The following is a 19134-nucleotide window of genomic DNA, read 5'->3' as shown; positions in this document are numbered from 1 at the left end:
ATGAAATTGTGAATTTAGCGGAAGGGGTTCAAATTGTTGCCTTTGGCTTATTAGCTGTGATCATGATTGGGACAGCTTTAGGTGTGGTGCTGCTCAAGAATATTGTCTATTCTGCGTTTTTACTCGGGGGTACATTTATTAGTATTGCTGGATTATATATTCTGCTCAATGCTGATTTTGTAGCCGCCGCCCAGGTTTTAATTTATGTGGGTTCGGTGAATGTTCTAATCCTATTTGGGATTATGTTAGTTAACAAGAGAGAAACCTTTAAAGAACTTCCTGGAAACTGGCTGCGAAAGGGGGCAACCGCCATTGTCTGTGGGGGATTATTTGCCCTCCTAGGAACCATGGTCTTATCGACTTCTTGGTTAATTACTCCGATTGTTGAACCCGTGGGCGGTTCGGTGACCTTAATTGGACAGCACTTTTTTAGTGATTTCCTGTTACCGTTTGAGTTAGCCTCGGTATTTTTATTAATGGCGATGGTGGGGGCAATTATTCTTGCCCGTCGGGATTATATTTCTGATCTTTTACCCACCCAAAAAAGTGAGCCTCCGGTTTTAACGCTACAGGAACGTCCCCGGGAGTTGATTTCAGTGGCAAGTGATCGCCCTCAAAAGGGGGAGTAGGGGAGCAGGGGGAGCAGGGGGAGCAGGGGGATGTAAACTCTTTCTATTCCCCATTCCCTATTCCCCATTCCCCATTCCCCATTCCCTACTTTTGAATTAAAATAAAATCGGAGAAAAATAGAGAGTTATGCAATTACAACTGGAGTATTTTTTATTAATAGCAGCGGCTCTTTTCTGCATTGGTATCTATGGGTTAATTACCAGCCGTAATGCTGTTAGGGTTTTGATGTCGATTGAATTATTATTGAATGCCGTCAACTTGAACCTCATGGCATTTTCTAACTTTTCGGATTCGGCTAATATTAGGGGTCAAGTCTTCACTGTTTTTGTGATTACCGTAGCTGCGGCGGAAGCGGCTGTAGGTTTAGCAATTGTTCTGGCTATTTATCGCAACCGAGATACTATAGATATGGAAGAATTTAATTTGTTGAAATGGTAGACCCGCTCAGGATTTAAGGATGAACAGAATCCTTGTATTAATCCTTAAATCCTAGGGTTTAACCACCATTACCGCATAATTTTCTAAATTTAGCAGTTCCTGCAAAATAGCTTGCAATTCTAAGGGTTCAAAGGATTTAATTTGAGTCGGATAGGTTACCGATATCTGAGGTTCTGCTACTGTAAAATAGTATCCATATAGTCCCGCTAATTGTCCGGGGGTCTCCGTTGAAAAGGAATAGTCATTACAGAGAAACCTTTGACTTCTCCTCAGTTCTGATTCTGAAATCGGCTCGTTCATTAACTGATTAATTTCTTCACAGATCAAATCTTCTACTTTCTCTAAATTTTTAGGTTCTAATAAAGCACTAATTGTAAACAAACTAGACTCTTGTTGTAAGGAAAAGTCGCTACAAATATCATGGACAAGTTGCAGTTTTTCCCGCAGTTTTTGGACTAATCGAGAGGTTCTTCCCGAAGCAATCACCGAGGAGAGTAAATCGAGTCCATAGGCCTGTCTTAATTGCTCTACCCCTGGCCCCGTCCAAGCCAAGGTTAAACGGGCTTCTTCAACATAAGGTAAACGCAGTTCCCGACGATGAATTCCCCGAATTCGGGGCTGCACCACTTCATAAAGATGGGTGTAAGTGGTTGGGGGTAAAAAATTCCCAAAAGCCTGATTTACCAAATCTAGGGCTTGTTGTTCTGCCACATCCCCAATCATCACCACAGCCATATTGTCCGGTTGGTAGCGACATTGATGGAACCGTCGCATTTCATGGGGTGCTCGCTCCATTAATTTGGCTTCTGTTCCCAAAACAGAACGACCGTAGGGATGACGTTCATATACCGTTTCCATTAAAACCTGGAAACTCAGCCAATCGGGATCATCAGTCGCCTGACGAATTTCTTCCAAAACCACATCCCGTTCTCGATTAAATTCACCATCGGGAATCGTGGCATGGAGCAGCAACTCCCCCAGGGCGTTTAAGGTTTCCTCTAAATACTGAACGGCGGTTGTAATATAAAAATGGGCATAATCATGGCTGGTTGCAGCATTGGCGACACCCCCGCAACTTTCAATCACTTGATCGAACATCCCCGGCCCAATCCAATCTGTGCCTTTAAAAATCATGTGTTCCAAAAAATGTGCCATCCCCGACCACATATCCGGTTCGTAAATGGCACCCGCCCTAACCCAAACATCCACAACCACAACCGGGGTGGCGGTCATCTGCTGATGAATCACCGTTAAACCATTGTTTAACTTAAAAGTGCGGGCGGGAAAGGTTGAAGTTGTCAAAACTTGAGACAAATTATTAGGTGTTAAACTCCACTTAATGTAGCCTACTTCAAATTAATCAGCAGTAGTAGAGAAAATCTGAGTACCTGGATACAAAATTGCTAGAGTTCTTTTTTCCAGGGAATTTGCCTTGCCAAAAAATATCACCCTAGAGAAGAAGCTAATTCTAAAGATTAGTGCTCCCCTAGGATGAAAATTAATTAAACAGATCGATGTATCAATCAATCACTAAATTTAAACGACTGGGAATCCAGTGTTAGGAAGGAAAGGGTTTTGGGCAACGACTTGGACTCCAGGAACGGGAATCAAAGTTTTTTCGTTAATAGCGGGCTTAGGTTGAACACCAGACACACCTATAGCCAGTTGGGCAGCTTGACCCGAGCCTAAGATGACATTAGGAATTGCCGTTGTCGGGAACTTCCCGCTACTGGTTGTCCGTACAATATAGTCGCCCGGGGTGGTCAGGTTAAAGAAGCCAAAGGAACCCGACGCATCGGTAACAGAAGCCGGCTCAACCAAAGAAGTATCATTATCTCGTTTGCCGTTGTTGTTGAAGTCAAGATAGACTTGGACTCCGGCTTGGTTGGGTTCACCCGGTTGCAGAATCCCATCTGAGTTTAAATCATTGAAAACAAATCCTGTAATGCTATCACGCAGCACCGCCGTAGGTGTCTGAGCAAAAGTATACAGGAAGTTGGCTTGAGCCGAACCACCTGGAATCACAGGAGCATCAATGGTGGCTCCGGGTGTTGGTGATGTTCTAACGTAGGCGGTGGTTGGGGGAACTGAAGTCACCGGGAAAGTCTTGGCGACAGACAGAGGATCAACTAAAAGCTGGTAGGCGAGATAGGGGTTTTGAGCCAAGGTGGCATTAGATTCCTGACCAACGTTGGTATTTAAGCCTTTGATAATATAGGCCCCATCAGCAGCACTGACCGTAGACTTTTCGCCCAAGTCAAAGACGTTATTTCCGTTAGAGTCGAGAAAGACAGTAATGCCGTTAATTCCGGGTTCGTTGGCTTCTGGGACGCCATTACCATTTCGGTCATTAATGACTTTACCGTAAACACTATTGGGAACCACAAGTCCCAGATCCACTTTGTTGGTGGTTGAGCCAGCAAAGACATCAACAACTAATGGAGTATTGGTTGTTTGTACATCACCCAGAATAGAGATTGCTCCGTCTACCTTATCAGCAGGTTGAGCAATTCTTAACAGGTAGGAGCCAGCAGGTAAAGCATTAAAGTTATAGAACCCAGCTTCATTGCTGAGGGTTCTGGGTTCGTTAGCATTCAGGAAACCATCGTTATTGAGGTCAATGTAGACGGGAACCCTTGGTAACGTGGCATCCACTAAGGGATCGTATACCTGAGTCTGAGAGGAAAACCCATTGGGATTGACAACAAGGTTACCATTAACGTCGTAGACGTTAGTGTTGTTATAGGTAACAAGATTGCCTTTATCGTCATAGGCGTAGTTGTAGAGACCCTGTAGATTGTTATCTACAAAAACAGCCCCACTAATGTTGCCGGTCAAAGACGGAACTACCACAGGAGCAACGGCTCCAGTATTGGCAATGTTAACTGTAGTTGCATCAGCCGCTCCAGTCAGAGTAACTGGGGTTGCAAGCGTTGTCCGTGTGAAACCTGGAGGAACAATTTGTCCCACCAGAAAATTTCCTGCCGCTAGGTTAGGAAACGAATAAAAACCATTAATGTCAGTGACACGAACCTGTTCTAAGGCTTCCGGCGAACCATTGCCATTGGTATCTAAAAAGACAGTGACATTGGGCAGTGCCACGTCCCCGGCATCAAAGATGCCGTTGCGATTAATATCATTAAATGTTGTACCGTTGAGTGTACTCACGATTTGACTCCTCCACCAGAGTGAATTGCGAAACGCATCGAAAACCTTGACTGATTCCGTTTGACTTAGGGTAGAACTCCTTGCTTAACCTTCAACTACAACCCTTAATCGGAATCACCAGGGTGTATCCAGTCCGAGCAAGATATGAATTCTACATTATCGTAGGCAACTATATCAGACTTCCTAGAGATCTGGCAATTTGGATCGCCAGATTGATTTACAGGTTGCCCTTAATAGGCATCTTGCAACTCATGGAAATCAGGAGAGATATAATCTTTTCTTAAAGGCCAACCGATCCAATCTTCAGGCATTAAAATCCGTTTCAGATTAGGATGACCTTCGTAGACGATACCATACATATCGTAGGATTCTCGCTCCTGAAAATCGGCTGCTTTCCATATCCAGTAGACTGAAGGGACTTTGGGGTCATCCCGTGGGACGAAGACTTTGACGCAGATTTCCTGCGCTTGTTCCACGTCATCATCAATTTTAACTAAATGATAGACACTAACTAGGGCATCCCCGGGGCCAGCGTCATAGGCACATTGACAACGTAAGCAGTTAAATCCGTAAGCATACAGGGCAGTGGCAAGGGGAATCAAGTAGTCTCGATCAACTTTAATAATTTCTACCCCCATGGCATTAGGGCCAAGGGATTCATGCTCAAAGCCATTTTCTGTCAACCACTGGGAGACTTTTCCCGCTTCAACCAGGGGAGCTTCGGTGTTATCCACGTTTTTCCTCCCGGGCTGGTTCAGCAACTAAGGCAGGGGGAATTGCCCCACCCATCGCTTCGGTTAACTGTTTGGGCGGAACCTGACGGGATTGTGTCACCAAATATTGACCGGTTAAAATCGGTTCCACTGGTTTGAGATTGTGGGGGCGGGTGTAATAGCGATGGGTTTGTTGGAGATTGGCCCGCTCCTGGAGGGCATCATTGGCCACTTTCTTCCGTAGTTTGATCACCGCATCAATAATTGCTTCAGGACGGGGGGGACACCCGGGAATATAAACATCCACGGGAATTAATTTATCCACGCCTCGCACCGCCGAGGGGGAGTCCATACTAAACATCCCCCCGGTGACGGTACAAGCTCCCATGGCAATCACATACTTAGGTTCGGGCATTTGCTCATACAAACGCACCAAAATCGGGGCGTATTTCATGGTGATGGTGCCGGCGGTAATCAGTAAATCCGCCTGTCGAGGGCTAGACCGGGGAACCAGACCAAAACGGTCAAAGTCAAACCGAGAACCAATTAAACCCGCAAATTCGATAAAACAACAGGCTGTCCCGTACAACAGCGGCCATAGGCTAGAGAGCTTTGCCCAGTTGTAAAGATCATCTACCGTGGTCAGGATCAAGTTTTCCGAGAGTTCCTGAGTCACTTGGGGTCGCTCAACCGGATTAATAATTTTTTCCATGTCGGATGAAACGCTTTGAGTCATGGTTGTATCACTGTCTATGACCATTCCAATGCACCTTTACGCCAGGCGTAAACCAGTGCAATGACAAGAATTGAAATAAAAATTAAGGCTTCAATAAAAGCCAAGAGTCCCAAATTATGGAAGACAACGGCCCATGGGTAGAGAAACACGGTTTCAACGTCGAAAATGACAAACACCAAGGCGAACATATAGTATCGGATGTTGAATTGAATCCATGCCCCTCCAATGGGTTCGTTTCCTGATTCATAGGTGGTGTGACGGACACCCCGACGACTTTTTGGCCCTAAGATCTTGGAGGCTGTCAAAGCCAGGATGGGAACTAGGCTGCTGATGATTAGGAAGCCTAAAAAGTATTCGTAGCCACTGAGAACAAACACAATAAATTACTGACCGTTCTAGGTTTGTAACTGATTTTTTACATTTTGACATACTCCCACCCTTAATCTTCGATCTGATGGGGGATTCTTAAATTTAAACTTCTATGGGGCTTCCCAACTCAGAAAGTTTCCGTGATTTGCTCAAATTTTGTAATATTATTTAATAGTTATTTTAATAATCCCAAACTCATCCTTGTTGAAGTTATGAGTGATCCAGCCACTGAAGTTACAGTCCTTGATCGTCATGAGTGTAGGGCTTGTGGCTATGTCTATGAGCCGAATAAAGGGAGTTCTAAGGTTCCTGTGGGAACAGCCTTTACCGATCTACCCAAAAAATGGCGTTGTCCGGTTTGTGGTGCTCCCTCCAGCCAGTTTATCAATATTGGTTCTCAGGAAAACCCCTCGGGGTTTGAGGAAAATCAAGGCTTTGGTTTAGGGGTCAATACCTTGACTGCCGAACAGAAGAATCTCCTGATTTTTGGGGCCTTAGCCCTAGGATTTTTGTTTTTTATGAGTTTGTATGGCTTAAGTTGAGGGAGTTTAAATTTCTTTGAATCTGATGCACATTGTTAAATTTTTGCAAAAAATCGTTATAGTATTGACAGTTTCTCTCATCTGTGTTAGCTGTCGCTACTTGCCCCAACTCAGTTACAACCCCTGGGAAGTGGTTTCCACGGGAACCCAGTCCAATTTGGCCGATATTGCCTTTACCGGAACTAATCCCCAACGGGGTTGGGTTGTGGGGAGTGAGGCTACGCTACTGGAAACAACTGATGGCGGTGACCATTGGGAGGTGAAACAACTGGATTTAGGGGAAGAAAAAGTTCGCTTTAACTCCATTAGCTTTAATGGGGCTGAAGGGTGGATTGTGGGACTTCCCTCGATTCTGCTGCACACGACCAATGAGGGTCAAACTTGGGATCGGATTCTTCTGAATGCCAAGTTGCCCGGCGCCCCCTATAGTATTGTGGCTCTGAGTCCTAATCGCGCTGAGATGACCACGGATTTGGGGGCAATTTACCAAACTGAAGATGGCGGGAAAACCTGGACAGCCCTGGTGGAAGATGCTGTGGGTTTTGTCAGAAATTTATCTCGCTCTGAGGAGGGTCGCTATATCAGCGTTTCGGCGAAGGGCAATTTTTACTCGACTTGGGAACCCGGATCTCAAGCCTGGGAACCCCATAATCGCTTTAGTTCTAAGCGATTAGAGAAAATTGGCTTTGGTCAGGACGGCCGACTCTGGATGATTGCTCGTGGGGGTGAATTACGATTTACTGACCCGGAGAATCCCCAGGAGTGGGGTGAACCCATTAACCCTGAATATTCAACCAGTTGGGGATTTTTGGATTTAGCCTATCGCACCCCAGAGGAAATTTGGGTCAGTGGTGGGAGTGGAAATCTCCTCTGTAGTTTGGATGGGGGTAAAACCTGGCAAAAGGATGGGTCAGTGGAAAACGTCCCGTCTAACCTGTACAAAATCAAGTTTTTTAGCACGGAACAGGGTTATGTCCTGGGTCAACGGGGAGCCTTACTCCGTTATCAGGGTTCTACCCCACAAACGGCTTAAACCGATTCGCAGGAAATCTATGGGGTAGGCTTGTTCCACATTCCCTGCTCCCGTATCATTAGAGTTGAGTATTTAACTATTCCTTGAGGAGATTTAACGATGTCAGGTACAACTGGAGAGCGTCCTTTTGGGGATATTATTACCAGTATCCGGTATTGGGTAATTCACAGTATTACTATTCCGGCTTTATTTATTGCTGGTTGGCTGTTTATCAGCACGGGTCTGGCTTACGATACCTTTGGAACTCCCCGCCCCGATGAGTATTTTACTCAACAACGGCAGGAAATTCCGATTGTAAGCGATCGCTTTAGTAGCAAATCACAAATTGGCGACTTTACTAGTAAATAGTTGACATAGGAGTTTAATAAGATGGCAACTGGTAGCAGTTCCAATGAACCGATAACTTATCCGATTTTTAGTGTTCGTTGGTTAGCAATTCATACTTTGGCGGTACCTACGGTTTTTTTCTTAGGTGCGATCGCGGCTATGCAATTTATTCAACGATAGGAGACTAACTATGGATCGCAGTAATAATCCTAATCGCCAACCTGTGGAGTTGAACAGAACTTCACTCTATTTAGGTTTGCTGTTGGTTTTTGTTGTGGGTATTTTGTTCTCCAGTTATTTCTTTAACTAACTGGATTTTTTCTCGATTTAACGATTTTGGATTCACTTCGTGACGCTTCGCGAACGTTGATTGAAGAAACATATTTTTTCTAAAATATTTATCCTAAATCTCATATCCAAAATCTAAAATCCCTTGTCAATTAAACTTTGAATTAACGAGGTAATAACTGTGTCGCAATCAGGTAGACTTCCTTTGTGGTTAGTCGCCACTGTTGCCGGAACTGGCGTTTTAGTGGTGGTTGGTTTGTTTTTCTATGGTTCCTATGTGGGCATAGGTTCCTCCTTCTAATCAGTTAACAGTTATCAGTTAACAGTTAACAGTTATAACTGTTAACTGTTAACAGTCTAATTAAGTAGGTGGGCGAGAATATCCCACCATCCCAGTGTGGCTGAAAGGTATTTACAGCAAGGGTTTTCCCTATCTAAATAGTTAGGTTTAATTACGCCTACCTACTTAGTATCAGTGTAAGAGTTGATATTTCTGATAACTGGTAACTAATGACTGTTAACCAATAACTATTAACCGATTAACTGATTACTGATAACTGATAACTCTTAAACTGATGACTGATGACTGATAACTGATGACTGATTCTGTCTTTGATGCTGAACGTTTACTTTTTACTCCGACTCCCTCTAATTTAGATGCCATTCCAGTTATTTTTGCCTTTCCCAATGAATATACAGTAGGGATTACCAGTTTAGGATATCAACTGGTTTGGGCAACTTTAGCTGCGCGTTCCGATGTGGAAGTGAGTCGTCTGTTTACAAATCTACATGAACCCTTACCCCAAAATCCTGAATTGGTAGGTTTTTCCTTTTCTTGGGAACTCGATTATGTCAATATTTTTGAGCGTTTAGAATTTTTAGGTATTCCTTTACGTTCAGTTAAAAGAACCGAAAAACACCCCTTAATTTTTGGCGGGGGCCCGGTATTAACTGCTAATCCAGAACCATTTGCCGATTTTTTTGATATTATTTTACTTGGGGATGGGGAAAATTTATTGGGAGATTTTATCGACGCTTATCTACAGGTTCGTCATGAATCTCGCCTGACCCAATTACGACATTTAGCACAGGTTCCAGGCATTTATATTCCCAGTTTATATCAAGTATCTTATCACAGTTTAGAAGGCGAAATTGAAGATATTAAACCCCTAGATGCTAGTATTCCTTCCCAAGTCCAAAAACAAACCTATCGAGGCAATATTCTATCAGCTTCAACCGTCGTAACAGAAAAAGCCGCTTGGGAAAATATTTATATGGTAGAAGTGGTTCGCAGTTGTCCTGAAATGTGCCGTTTTTGTTTAGCCAGTTATTTGACTTTACCCTTTAGAACTGCTAGTTTAGAAGCCTCATTAATTCCCGCAATTGAAAAGGGACTGCAAGTAACAAGGCGCTTAGGTTTATTAGGAGCATCGGTAACACAACATCCCGAATTTGATCAATTATTAGACTATTTAACCCAACCGAAATATGATGATGTGCGGTTAAGTATTGCTTCAGTTAGAACTAATACCGTGACTGAAAAACTAGCAAAAACCTTAGCAAAAAGAGAGACTCGCACCTTGACAATTGCCGTAGAAAGTGGTAGTGATCGCCTGCGAAAAATTATTAATAAAAAATTAGAAAACCAGGAAATTCTGCAAGCCATTATTAACGCTAAAAATGGCGGTTTACAGGGCATGAAAATCTATGGGATGGTGGGGATTCCAGGGGAAGAATTAGAGGATGTAGAAGCCACCGTAGACCTAATGAAAGCCTTAAAAAAAGCGGCTCCAGGTTTTAGATTAACCTTGGGTTGTAGTACCTTTGTGCCCAAATCCCATACTCCCTTTCAATGGTTTGGAGTGAATCCCGATGCGGAAAAACGCCTAAAATTATTAGAAAAACAGTTAAAATCCCATGGGATAGATTTTAGACCCGAAAGTTATAAATGGTCAGTGATTCAAGCCTTACTTTCGAGGGGCGATCGCCGTCTTTCCCATCTGTTAGAATTAGTTAGAAACTATGGAGAATCTTTAGGAAGTTATCGGCGAGCCTTCAAAGAATTACGGGGAAAACTACCCACTATGGAATATTATGTTAACCAAAATTGGGATTTAGATCAAGTCTTACCTTGGGAACATCTGCAAGGCCCCTTACCCGTCGCCACCCTAAAAAAACACTTAGCCGACTCCCTGTAGGGTTATTCAGCAAACCTATCTATTTCTTAGTGACAATAGTGCTTTTGTGGTTTCTTCTTGACTTAAAACCCACATTCCGCAGATGGGGGCTAAATTTTCCACTAATTCTAAAAAATTGAAAACCCTTACAGTTCTTCGTTGAACTTCCGATGCTTTACTATCAGATTTTATAGCCCGTTTACCGCTTTTTAACTAAACATAAATAATTGCTATTTTTTCATAGAAATAGAATCCTATTTTTTTAACACATTTGTATTTTATAACCAAGTTCTTTGGTTTATTCGTTAATTTCTTGACCTGATTTTTTACCCCTTCTTGGGCTGTTTCTAGTTGTTTTCTCAATTTTCTTTGGGCTAGGTTATACACTAACAAACACAATTTCCTGATTTTCTTCTTCTTTACTTTTGTATTCTCCCTCTACTGATATCGAACTGCTGTCTAGGTGTACGCTCTCCCTTTCTACTTGGAATTTTTGGGCTGCTTTTAGGGCTATTGCTGTGAATAACTTTGTTGTTCCCGCTTGATAATATTTATTTACTTCTTCTACTAATTCCATCTCATCTATTACGCTTGCCACTATTCCTAAATGGTCTAAATTCACGATTTCTATCGCTTCTAGGGGTTTTTTCATATTTTTATTTGTTCAGTTACTCTAATTATTATTCTACATTAAAAATAGCCCAAATTATTACATGGCAATCATTTGGGCTATTATTTATTACAATTTAATTGGAAATTCAATTGGCTTAAATATCTGCGGAATGTGGGTTTCATTATACCCTATTTAGATGCTTAACAGCTTAGGTCTGAAAGAAGTCTTTAATAAAATTAGAAAAAAAGAGGATCAAACCTTTACAATCAAGGGAATTGCCAGGGCTTGTTGTCCTAAAAGACCCGAATATATTAACTTATATGTTATCGCCGATGAAGCTCAATATATAGGGAATTCAGGAAAACAACTGGTCTTGGTATTCTTTGAAGATGCCTCCGAACAGATGATTTATAGCAATTGCCTGGGTCGTTAGGAATTACCATGAATAACCATCCCATTAGGATTTAAACCCAATCAACTTATAACTAAGGTCTTAAAAAATTCAACAATTCCCGATTCACGGTTTGGGGAACTTCCTGTTGCATCCAATGACCACAATCGGGAATTAATTGTAGTTTAAACGGGGCAGCAATTAATCTATCTAAACCCTCAGTTAGATGATAACTTAAAAATGAGTCTTCCTTTCCCCATAATACCAAAGTGGGGGATAAAACTTTTGCCGGGGTTTTTGTCAAATTTAACAACCAAGTAGGCGGCCAAAATAAATGACGATAATAACTCATCGCCGCTTTTAATACCCCTGGTTTTTCTAAAGCTGCTTCATAAATTTGAGTTTCTTCGGCACTAAAAGCACCCTTACGAATAGCGTGTTCTCGCAACGCATTAGTGACAAATTCTTTTAAATTTTGTTGGATTAACCATTCGGGAATCCCCGGAACTTGAAAGGCAAAAACAAACCAACTGCGACGAATTTGATCTAAATTACTAACTAATTCTTGAACAAAGCGAGAGGGGGGAGGAGCGTTTAGAATCGCCAAACGATTGAGAGATTCGGGAAACTTCTGGGCAAAATGCCAGGCAATTAATCCCCCCCAATCATGCCCAACAATATGAGCTTTAACATAGCCTAATCGTTGAATCAAGCCTTGAATATCAGCTACTAGGGTGTCTAAATCATAACCACTATCCGGCTTATCAGAATCATTATAGCCGCGTAAATCAGGCACAACGACTTTAAAATGACGAGCCAGAGCCGGAATTTGATAGCGCCAGGCGTACCAAAATTCAGGAAATCCATGCAGAAGTATGACGAGTTCACCCTCACCTTGGGTAACCGTGTGTAAACGAATGTTATTCGTTTCTACAAACAGATGTTGCCAATCAGATTCTAATGTCACCATAAACTCCAATATAATGCTCACAAGCGCTTAGGCTAACGTCTTAGAGAATTTCCTCAACGGATTGGAGCAATGTTAAACAGTTGCTCGGTGATTTCAGATTACCACCGACAGGGGTTAACTCCATCAACTTCATTAGGTCTGTAGAGAGGCAATTCCGCATCTTCTACACACGCTGGGCAAGTTTGGGACTCATAAGATGGGGAGAAGGTGTTCCTCTGTAAATTACCAAATTAGCCAACTCCTGCAATTGTTGAATGGCTTCGGCACCCTCTAATTTCATGAGTTCCCGGTCATCACGCATTTCTGTCCAGGTAATTCCATAGTCTGATACCAGGAAACGAATCAAATGACTTTCGCCCAAACTGACCATGAATGAGGCACTATTCATCTGACCGCCACAGGTATAGCAAGAGGCAAGATACCCCTGTCTTTCTAGCACCGTAGCTAGAGCTTGGAGGTTCATCACCAAGTCCTGAACGAATTTGCGGTGTTGTTCTGCAATTCTGAGAAACATAATTCTCCTCCTATCACCACACCTAGGATTATTTACAAAATGTAACATAATCTTAAAGTTATGGTGCTGAAATATTAATCTTAGTCTGATCAGCCTAAATTGAAAAGATCACCCCCCCAGTGCCAGAATATAGACTGTTTTGCAGATTAACCAAAACCCTCCGTTGAGAAGGTATCTAGGAAAACAATAACCTTAAATTTTTCTAACTTTACTGTTTCAACTAGGCTAATATCCTGACACAACAAGGATTAGCAGGAAAATCGGGTCTAAACTGATAAAAAGATCTAATATTTGTGATAAGTTTAAACCCTACTAATCGGATCTTTGATATGTCGCCCTCGGAAACCCGTTTTAGGCACAGAAACTTTCCCTCAACCTCAATCAATTTGCCACCAACCAAATCCCGGGCCGATAAATCGAATCGTAACCCAAACAACAACCAGTAAACCAATCCCAAACCAACTGGCTTTACTCGTAATTTCTATGAATTGTTGACTTTGGTTTTTAGTAACGGGAAACCAAGGGGCAATTTTTTCCTCTTGGCCATAACGTTCTCCCATGGAATCTTTTCGGCGTTTTGCTTCACCCATATTTGTATATAAAAGTTAACAGTAGGACTCATTTACTCAACTTCATTTTATTTGATCTGTTGGCGAGTTGACGATTATTCCTTGATCGATCACAAATGGTAATAGTCGCTGCCAATTCAAAGTAACAGTTTCAGAGGCTGGATCAAATTTCCACCGCAAAAGCTGACTGGCGGATTCACCCATGAAGGAAAATAGACCCAGGGCTTGCCTCGGGGCAATAGTGGCTAAGGCGATCGCCTCCCCCAGATCACAACAATTCCACTTCACCAAATTTTCTACCCCTACCAATAAAGGTAAGGTGGTTCCAGATAACGTGCCATCGGCTAAACGGGCGGTACCTTCTTTCACTTCAATTTGTCGCTCATCCCAAGGATAAACCCCATCAGGTAGTCCCAAGGGGGCTAAGGCATCACTCACCAAAAACAGGGGAATTAAACCCTTGGCTTCGGTGGGTTGGTTAATTCCCGAAATCCGTAACAGCAAATTAACCATTAGGGGGGAAACGTGCTGTCCATCGGCAATAAAGCCCGATTGAACCTTTTTGTTAACTAAAGCCGTCCCTAATAAACCCGGTTCTCGATGGTGCAGACTGGGCATGGCATTAAAGGCATGGGTTACCATCGTTGCCCCGAGGGTAAAAGCGCGTTCTGCCTGCTCTGCTGTAGCTTGGGAGTGGCCCAAACTGACAATTATCCCTAAATCTCTCAAATAGGGAATCACCTTGTCTGTGGGGTCTAATTCGGGGGCTAGGGTAATGATTTTTACGACGTTTGCATAGTCCCCCAGAACCCGTTGCACCTGATCTAAGGTCAGGGGTAATAAATGCTCTTGAGGATGGGCACCCCGTTTGCTGGGATTGAGAAATGGCCCTTCCAGATGCACCCCTAGAATTTTGGCGCTGGGGTGATCGGAGGGAACCGCTTGGATAAATTCCGCTATTGTGGCGAGCGATCGCTGAATTTTATCTATTGAAGTAGTGACAATAGTGGGCATAAACCCATCAATGCCCTGTGCCCATAAATACTGGCAAATTTCGGTCAACTTAGAAAAATATTGCGGTTCTAAATCGGGAAAAGCTAATCCTAATGCCCCATTAATTTGTAAATCTATTCCTCCCAAAGATAGCCAATCTCCTTGCAAATCTAGTTGTTGAATTGCTGCGGTTGATGTGGGTTGAGATGAACCTGCCATCGCTTCAACGCCAGAGATTTTACCCTGACGAATTAAAACTCGTTGCAAATTTTGTGTTCCAGGGAGACGGACATTGATAATATCGAAGTTAACGGCGTCTGGCTGTGGTGTTGTGATCATGAGGAATGGTTGGCTTTGAACTCTACATTATTATCGACTAACTCTACTCCTGTGGTTGGGATTATCATGGGAAGTGATTCAGATTTACCCACAATGGCGGCGGCGATCGCCGTTTGTGAGGAATTTAATATTCCCCATGAGGTTGCCATTGTTTCCGCCCACCGTACCCCAGAAAGGATGTTTGAATATGCTAAAACCGCCCATTTGCGAGGATTAAAAGTGATTATTGCCGGAGCCGGAGGAGCCGCCCATTTGCCCGGGATGGTGGCATCTTTAACCCCTCTGCCTGTAATTGGGGTTCCGGTAACAACTCGCACCTTACAAGGAGTTGATTCTCTATATTCGATTGTACAAATGCCCGGGGGAATTCCGGTGGCAACGGTGGCAATTGGTAATGCTAAAAATGCGGGTTTATTAGCGGTACAAATCTTAGCCAGTCATGATCCTGAACTATTACAAAAAGTTCAAGACTATCGGGAAAATCTCAAACAATCTGTTCTGGAAAAACAACAGCGTTTGGATCAAGTCGGGTATGGTGAATATTAGGTGAAAAGCTGGAGATCTGCGAGCAGTCATTGAGAACTATAGTGCTATCAATATTCCCCATTCCCCATTCCCTATTGCCCATTCCCCATTCCCCATTCCCTATTGCCCATTCCCCATTCCCTATTGCCCATTCCCTATTGCCTATTCCCCAGCGCTATAACAAAAAAAATAGGATAAAAAAATTATGACAACCCCTTGGCAGTTTGGCAGTAATCACCCCGATAATGGCACCCATCTGGATATCATTCGTCAGTGGTGGGCATCTTTACAAGGTCAGGAAATTCACTGGCAACAACGTTTACTTCCTAACGATGGAGATTATTTAGGCGGTTTAGATTGGCAAGCCCAACGTTTCGATGAAACCTTTACGATAAAAAACCCAGAAATTCGCGGAATTACACTCTATTATTTTAAACCAGAACTCTCCCAAGAACTGAGTATTACTCCCCATAAATTAGAACTAGATTCTCAACAACAACGACTGTATATTTTCCCCCAATCTCAACAGCAAGTGGTGATTCGAGTCGAAGGCTATAAACCTCCTTATCAAATCATAGAATTAACCGATCCCGATTTGGCTGTTGGTAAAGATGGGATAATTTTATTCCGGGATCATCAACAGTTAACCGATGTTAAAATTAAACTGAGTTCTGATCGGCTAAAGTTATTAAAATCCAAACTGAATTCTATCGAATAATCAGTCTTTAAGAGATTCAACTTGCCGATCAGTTTCTTGACATCCCTGAGACGGATGCACTACCATATCCTCAATTACCGAAAAGCGAGGGTCAAGCTCCCGGATTTAGGCGTGGGGAGTATGTCAAAGACCCATCCCATAAATACTGACAATTTAGGACGTTTCTGATGTCAAAAACCTACAGTACAGAGGAACTGATCCAAATTTTAAATCAGGAGCGCCAAGCCTGCCTGAAAGGGGAGCGTTTGAATTTAAGGGCAACTCCTGCGGTTGGTAATCCAGTGGTTGATTGCTTTTTAAAACCCGAGGGAATTCAAAAGTTTACAGCCTATCAAAATTTTAAGGCAACGATTCATCAATACCAACAAGAACATCAAGTTTCCGGGATTGTTTGGCGGGAAATTGTTGTTAAGGGAAAAACCCTACGGTTTCCGTTTGTCAATGAACAATTAATTGCCTTACCCTATGATTTAGAACAGTTAAAAGCAGAAAAAACTAAACTATTAGAATTTTGGGATGATGTAACCGCCGGGATGGATTTATATTTAAGTTTAAATAGTGGTAAGGATTATCGTAAAATTTGCGTAGAAGAAGTAGATGCTATTGTCCAACGTACGGAATGGACTTGTGTTTGGAAGTGGGAGAAATCGAGTTTTTTAGAAATGTTATTACAATTAGGTTGGGGACAGCCCTCAGAAGCGGGTGATCGAAGGGGATGGCCCCAGTCAGGAAGCGAAAATATTCATGCGGTTAAGCCTGGTCAGCATCCGATTTGTTAAATCTATAGCAATCCTATTTGAGTTGTGTTCAAAATTTTTTCTCAAAAGGGAACAGCGGATCTGGGGTAATACTTCTGGCTGTTTGATGTCAGTATTAAAATGTTATGACCTCGGCGCGGATTGCTATATAGTCTAACTAAACCTACTATTGAAGTCGATGCTTATACGAGTTGTTCAAGCTTAATTAAATATCTGAAAAAAGTGCTGGAAAATTTAGGTCAAGAATATGCAATTAATTTTGTTTAGGTACTTATTAGATAATTCTACCATTTATGTAAATCATTTAAAATAGTAAAGTGGCTATTTAAGTTTTTTGCTGATGGTCAAATATTTGATTTTCCGAAACTTTCTCAGTATGGAATTTTGCCACAACCTATTTAGGATTGCTATAGATACTCAATCTTTATAGGGCTACGCATTACAGTTAGGACACTTCTAAATCCAGCAAACCCTTTCACAGCTTACTGTTCTCGTTCGACCGTTCGACTGGCTCACACGGCTCACGACGCGGCCTGTTCCCTAGCGCGTAGCGCTATAAAATTAATTCAGCCGTGAATCTGAAGTTGCCCAAAAGGGCGGTGTTTAGTTCAAATTGGCTAACACAACCTTTGAGTCGTTGGAGGAAGCATCACTAACCATCCCTGAATATTCGCCGTTATAGTTGGTAAATTGAGACGGAGATCTCCGAATATTAGATAGACGAATTTGCCAATCGGAAACCTGCTCGTAGTTAAGGTGATTAGTATTGGAAGTAGTTGTCCATACCCCCCAAAGACAGGTGTCTTCAAACTGTAGCAGTCCTGACTTGCGTAAGTTTTGGGATTGCGGAGTTCCGGGCAAGGGAATAATGCTGTAGCACGAAGTTTGAAATTCCAATTGAGGGTTAATCTCTACCAGTTCATCCACCAATTCTGTGATTGCTTCTTCAAGACGTAACAAGTCCTCATGGTCATCATCGGGTAGCCCGATAATGATGCCATAAGCAATAACAGGTACACCAGTTCTGACTACAGATTTCATCAAGGTACAATGCTCTTGCCAAGGCAACAACTTCTTGTAAGCTTCTCGTCCAAAAACGGGACGTTCGGCAGGGATATAAGCCAAAGGACAACCGACTTTGCCATCCCAGCCAAACAGTGCTTCAATCAGTTCTTCGTCAGGTCTGAGGTCGCTGCTTTCGTAGTTACGCCCAGCGCCGAGAGTTGTTTTCCTCAGTTCCAAACCATTCGGCCACATGAGTGTTATTCCCATCTCCCGCGCACCATTGGTAATGTCGAGGATCTCTTGTCGCCCATCAGGAAAGAGTCCACGGGCGAGGAATTGATCGGAACCGATATTGATCGAACGAGCCCCTGCTTCTTTCTGAATCGCCAACCATTTGAGGGATGTTTGTGGGGACATTCTCCGAAAGCCAGTGCCGTAGGTGGGTGTCATGCAAAAGTCACAGGTGCGATCGCAACCAATGTCAGCCACCAGTGAACCTACTGGAACAGTTCCCTGGACATTGGGAAGTGTCCCTAAACACTCCCGCGCCACTTCCACCGATGGTAGTGCCCACTCCTCTGGACTTTTGGCTTTAGCCTTCCTGGGATACTGTTTACCATCTGCGAGAATGACACCCGTGAGTTCTTCTCGTGGGGTTTTTCCGAGTACATAGTCAAAAATAGCCCAATTCGCTGCCCCGGATTTATCCTGAACGACTGCTGCTGCGCCAGCCTTCAAGTAGTGGTGCGGTTCAGCGAAAGCATCCGACCCGCCAACGACAATGGGACGACCTCCCTTAGCCAGATGCTCAATCACCATACAAGTCACTTGACGATCTTGGGAGAAATTCACTGTAATTCCCCAAGCATCGAATGCGTGGGGATCGAGCGCGGAAATTTTGCCCCCGACGTAGGTTTTCCGCAGGGTCATCCCTTTCCAGATAATCTCCCCAAATTCTTCACTATAATAATCATCTCTGAGGTTGACTAATCGGGCATCAAATCCTCCTGCTTGCAAGTCAGGTATCAAAACTTGCTTGCTGATTAAGGAACGATGTCTGTATAAAGAAGTCCAATTTTTGCCGTCTGCATCGTATAGTCCGGTGGCTGGAGGTTCAATCAGTCCAATGGTGGGATACTTGTTAGCTACCATAGTTCAGGGTGGGGAATGTGGGATAAGAGGATGGGATTTTCGATGGCTCGCGATCGCCTACGGCATCCAGGAAGCCGATCGCAAATCTTTGGCGATAGGACAAGTCAGTGAGCCAATCTTTGATAATATCAGAGGATAGGATAATTGGGCTATTTGTTTTTGAGTC

The 19134-nt window shown here is 43.0% G+C and carries 24 protein-coding genes and 1 pseudogene; 14 read left to right on the top strand and 11 right to left on the bottom strand.

Annotated elements, in window-relative coordinates; translation table 11 throughout:
- The first annotated feature begins 8 nt into the window (after window positions 1-8).
- Both PL11201_RS20370 and nuoK read left to right on the top strand, forming a co-directional pair.
- Entirely contained in the window at window positions 9-629 is a 621-nt protein-coding gene (locus tag PL11201_RS20370) for an NADH-quinone oxidoreductase subunit J (protein ID WP_079680697.1), read from the top strand.
- A gap of 127 nt (window positions 630-756) precedes the next feature.
- The gene (nuoK, locus tag PL11201_RS20365; RefSeq protein ID WP_079680696.1) at window positions 757-1068 is read left to right on the top strand and encodes an NADH-quinone oxidoreductase subunit NuoK; all 312 of its coding nucleotides are present in this window, start codon (window positions 757-759) and stop codon (window positions 1066-1068) included.
- 51 nt (window positions 1069-1119) lie between these two features.
- Here nuoK and PL11201_RS20360 read toward each other — a convergent pair whose 3' ends face one another.
- The 5 genes from PL11201_RS20360 to ndhC form a co-directional block, all read right to left on the bottom strand.
- The gene (locus PL11201_RS20360; RefSeq protein WP_079680695.1) at window positions 1120-2382 is read right to left on the bottom strand and encodes a M16 family metallopeptidase; all 1263 of its coding nucleotides are present in this window, start codon (window positions 2380-2382) and stop codon (window positions 1120-1122) included.
- Between the two features lie 222 nt (window positions 2383-2604).
- A complete protein-coding gene (locus tag PL11201_RS20355) occupies window positions 2605-4236 on the bottom strand; it encodes an SdrD B-like domain-containing protein (protein ID WP_079680694.1) in 1632 nt (543 codons plus the stop codon).
- A gap of 230 nt (window positions 4237-4466) precedes the next feature.
- A complete protein-coding gene (locus PL11201_RS20350) occupies window positions 4467-4970 on the bottom strand; it encodes an NAD(P)H-quinone oxidoreductase subunit J (RefSeq protein WP_079680693.1) in 504 nt (167 codons plus the stop codon).
- A complete protein-coding gene (locus PL11201_RS20345) occupies window positions 4963-5685 on the bottom strand; it encodes an NADH dehydrogenase subunit K (protein WP_234996789.1) in 723 nt (240 codons plus the stop codon). Before PL11201_RS20345 ends, PL11201_RS20350 begins: the two co-directional genes overlap by 8 nt.
- Before the next feature lie 14 nt (window positions 5686-5699).
- Window positions 5700-6062: a photosynthetic/respiratory NAD(P)H-quinone oxidoreductase subunit C gene (gene ndhC, locus PL11201_RS20340; RefSeq protein WP_079680691.1), complete on the bottom strand. Its 363-nt coding sequence runs from the start codon at window positions 6060-6062 to the stop codon at window positions 5700-5702.
- A 204-nt stretch (window positions 6063-6266) separates the two neighbouring features.
- Here ndhC and PL11201_RS20335 point away from each other — a divergent pair, with 204 nt between their 5' ends.
- The 7 genes from PL11201_RS20335 to PL11201_RS20305 all read left to right on the top strand — a co-directional run bounded on the left by PL11201_RS20335 (window position 6267) and on the right by PL11201_RS20305 (window position 10442).
- Window positions 6267-6596, top strand: coding sequence for a rubredoxin (locus tag PL11201_RS20335; protein ID WP_079680690.1), 330 nt, complete (start codon window positions 6267-6269; stop codon window positions 6594-6596).
- Window positions 6597-6621: 25 nt separating this feature from the next.
- Complete coding sequence (locus tag PL11201_RS20330) at window positions 6622-7629, top strand: photosynthesis system II assembly factor Ycf48 (protein ID WP_079680689.1); 1008 nt, start codon at window positions 6622-6624, stop codon at window positions 7627-7629.
- A gap of 99 nt (window positions 7630-7728) precedes the next feature.
- Entirely contained in the window at window positions 7729-7977 is a 249-nt protein-coding gene (gene psbE / locus PL11201_RS20325) for a cytochrome b559 subunit alpha (protein ID WP_079680688.1), read from the top strand.
- Between the two features lie 21 nt (window positions 7978-7998).
- Window positions 7999-8136 (top strand): cytochrome b559 subunit beta, encoded by a 138-nt coding sequence (gene psbF, locus PL11201_RS20320; protein ID WP_079680687.1) that lies wholly within the window; start codon window positions 7999-8001, stop codon window positions 8134-8136.
- Between the two features lie 10 nt (window positions 8137-8146).
- Window positions 8147-8266 carry a photosystem II reaction center protein L gene (locus tag PL11201_RS20315; protein ID WP_071782613.1) on the top strand — a complete coding sequence of 40 codons (120 nt, stop codon included), beginning with the start codon at window positions 8147-8149 and terminating at the stop codon, window positions 8264-8266.
- Between the two features lie 159 nt (window positions 8267-8425).
- Window positions 8426-8545 (top strand): photosystem II reaction center protein J, encoded by a 120-nt coding sequence (locus PL11201_RS20310; RefSeq protein WP_079680686.1) that lies wholly within the window; start codon window positions 8426-8428, stop codon window positions 8543-8545.
- A 295-nt stretch (window positions 8546-8840) separates the two neighbouring features.
- Window positions 8841-10442, top strand: coding sequence for a B12-binding domain-containing radical SAM protein (locus tag PL11201_RS20305; protein WP_079677411.1), 1602 nt, complete (start codon window positions 8841-8843; stop codon window positions 10440-10442).
- Window positions 10443-10800: 358 nt separating this feature from the next.
- Here the strand turns inward: PL11201_RS20305 and PL11201_RS20295 are convergent, their stop codons facing one another.
- Window positions 10801-11073 (bottom strand): hypothetical protein, encoded by a 273-nt coding sequence (locus tag PL11201_RS20295; protein WP_234996608.1) that lies wholly within the window; start codon window positions 11071-11073, stop codon window positions 10801-10803.
- A 157-nt stretch (window positions 11074-11230) separates the two neighbouring features.
- On the opposite strand from PL11201_RS20295, the gene PL11201_RS20290 reads away from it, so the two are divergent.
- Entirely contained in the window at window positions 11231-11467 is a 237-nt protein-coding gene (locus PL11201_RS20290; RefSeq protein WP_079677413.1) for a hypothetical protein, read from the top strand.
- Between the two features lie 52 nt (window positions 11468-11519).
- Here the strand turns inward: PL11201_RS20290 and PL11201_RS20285 are convergent, their stop codons facing one another.
- The 4 genes from PL11201_RS20285 to nagA form a co-directional block, all read right to left on the bottom strand.
- Entirely contained in the window at window positions 11520-12395 is an 876-nt protein-coding gene (locus tag PL11201_RS20285) for an alpha/beta fold hydrolase (protein ID WP_079677414.1), read from the bottom strand.
- 163 nt (window positions 12396-12558) lie between these two features.
- Window positions 12559-12909, bottom strand: coding sequence for a DUF1815 family protein (locus PL11201_RS20280; RefSeq protein WP_079677415.1), 351 nt, complete (start codon window positions 12907-12909; stop codon window positions 12559-12561).
- A 377-nt stretch (window positions 12910-13286) separates the two neighbouring features.
- Window positions 13287-13499 (bottom strand): DUF2839 domain-containing protein, encoded by a 213-nt coding sequence (locus PL11201_RS20275; RefSeq protein WP_079677416.1) that lies wholly within the window; start codon window positions 13497-13499, stop codon window positions 13287-13289.
- Between the two features lie 42 nt (window positions 13500-13541).
- The gene (gene nagA, locus PL11201_RS20270) at window positions 13542-14810 is read right to left on the bottom strand and encodes an N-acetylglucosamine-6-phosphate deacetylase (protein ID WP_079677417.1); all 1269 of its coding nucleotides are present in this window, start codon (window positions 14808-14810) and stop codon (window positions 13542-13544) included.
- Between the two features lie 66 nt (window positions 14811-14876).
- On the opposite strand from nagA, the gene purE reads away from it, so the two are divergent.
- The 4 genes and pseudogenes from purE to PL11201_RS26905 all read left to right on the top strand — a co-directional run.
- Window positions 14877-15356 carry a 5-(carboxyamino)imidazole ribonucleotide mutase gene (purE, locus tag PL11201_RS20265; RefSeq protein ID WP_079677418.1) on the top strand — a complete coding sequence of 160 codons (480 nt, stop codon included), beginning with the start codon at window positions 14877-14879 and terminating at the stop codon, window positions 15354-15356.
- 184 nt (window positions 15357-15540) lie between these two features.
- A complete protein-coding gene (locus tag PL11201_RS20260) occupies window positions 15541-16053 on the top strand; it encodes a hypothetical protein (protein WP_079677419.1) in 513 nt (170 codons plus the stop codon).
- A gap of 167 nt (window positions 16054-16220) precedes the next feature.
- Window positions 16221-16832 carry a hypothetical protein gene (locus PL11201_RS20255; protein WP_079677420.1) on the top strand — a complete coding sequence of 204 codons (612 nt, stop codon included), beginning with the start codon at window positions 16221-16223 and terminating at the stop codon, window positions 16830-16832.
- A gap of 261 nt (window positions 16833-17093) precedes the next feature.
- Window positions 17094-17213 (top strand): annotated as a pseudogene (locus PL11201_RS26905) (IS630 family transposase); the annotation flags it as partial.
- Between the two features lie 201 nt (window positions 17214-17414).
- Here PL11201_RS26905 and PL11201_RS20250 read toward each other — a convergent pair.
- A complete protein-coding gene (locus PL11201_RS20250; protein WP_079680685.1) occupies window positions 17415-18968 on the bottom strand; it encodes a radical SAM protein in 1554 nt (517 codons plus the stop codon).
- Window positions 18969-19134: the final 166 nt, after the last annotated feature.

This window comes from Planktothrix sp. PCC 11201 (genome assembly GCF_900009135.1).
GTDB lineage: Bacteria > Cyanobacteriota > Cyanobacteriia > Cyanobacteriales > Microcoleaceae > Planktothrix.
Note: the sequence above shows the minus strand (reverse complement) of the source record. Positions and strands in the feature narration are given on the sequence as shown.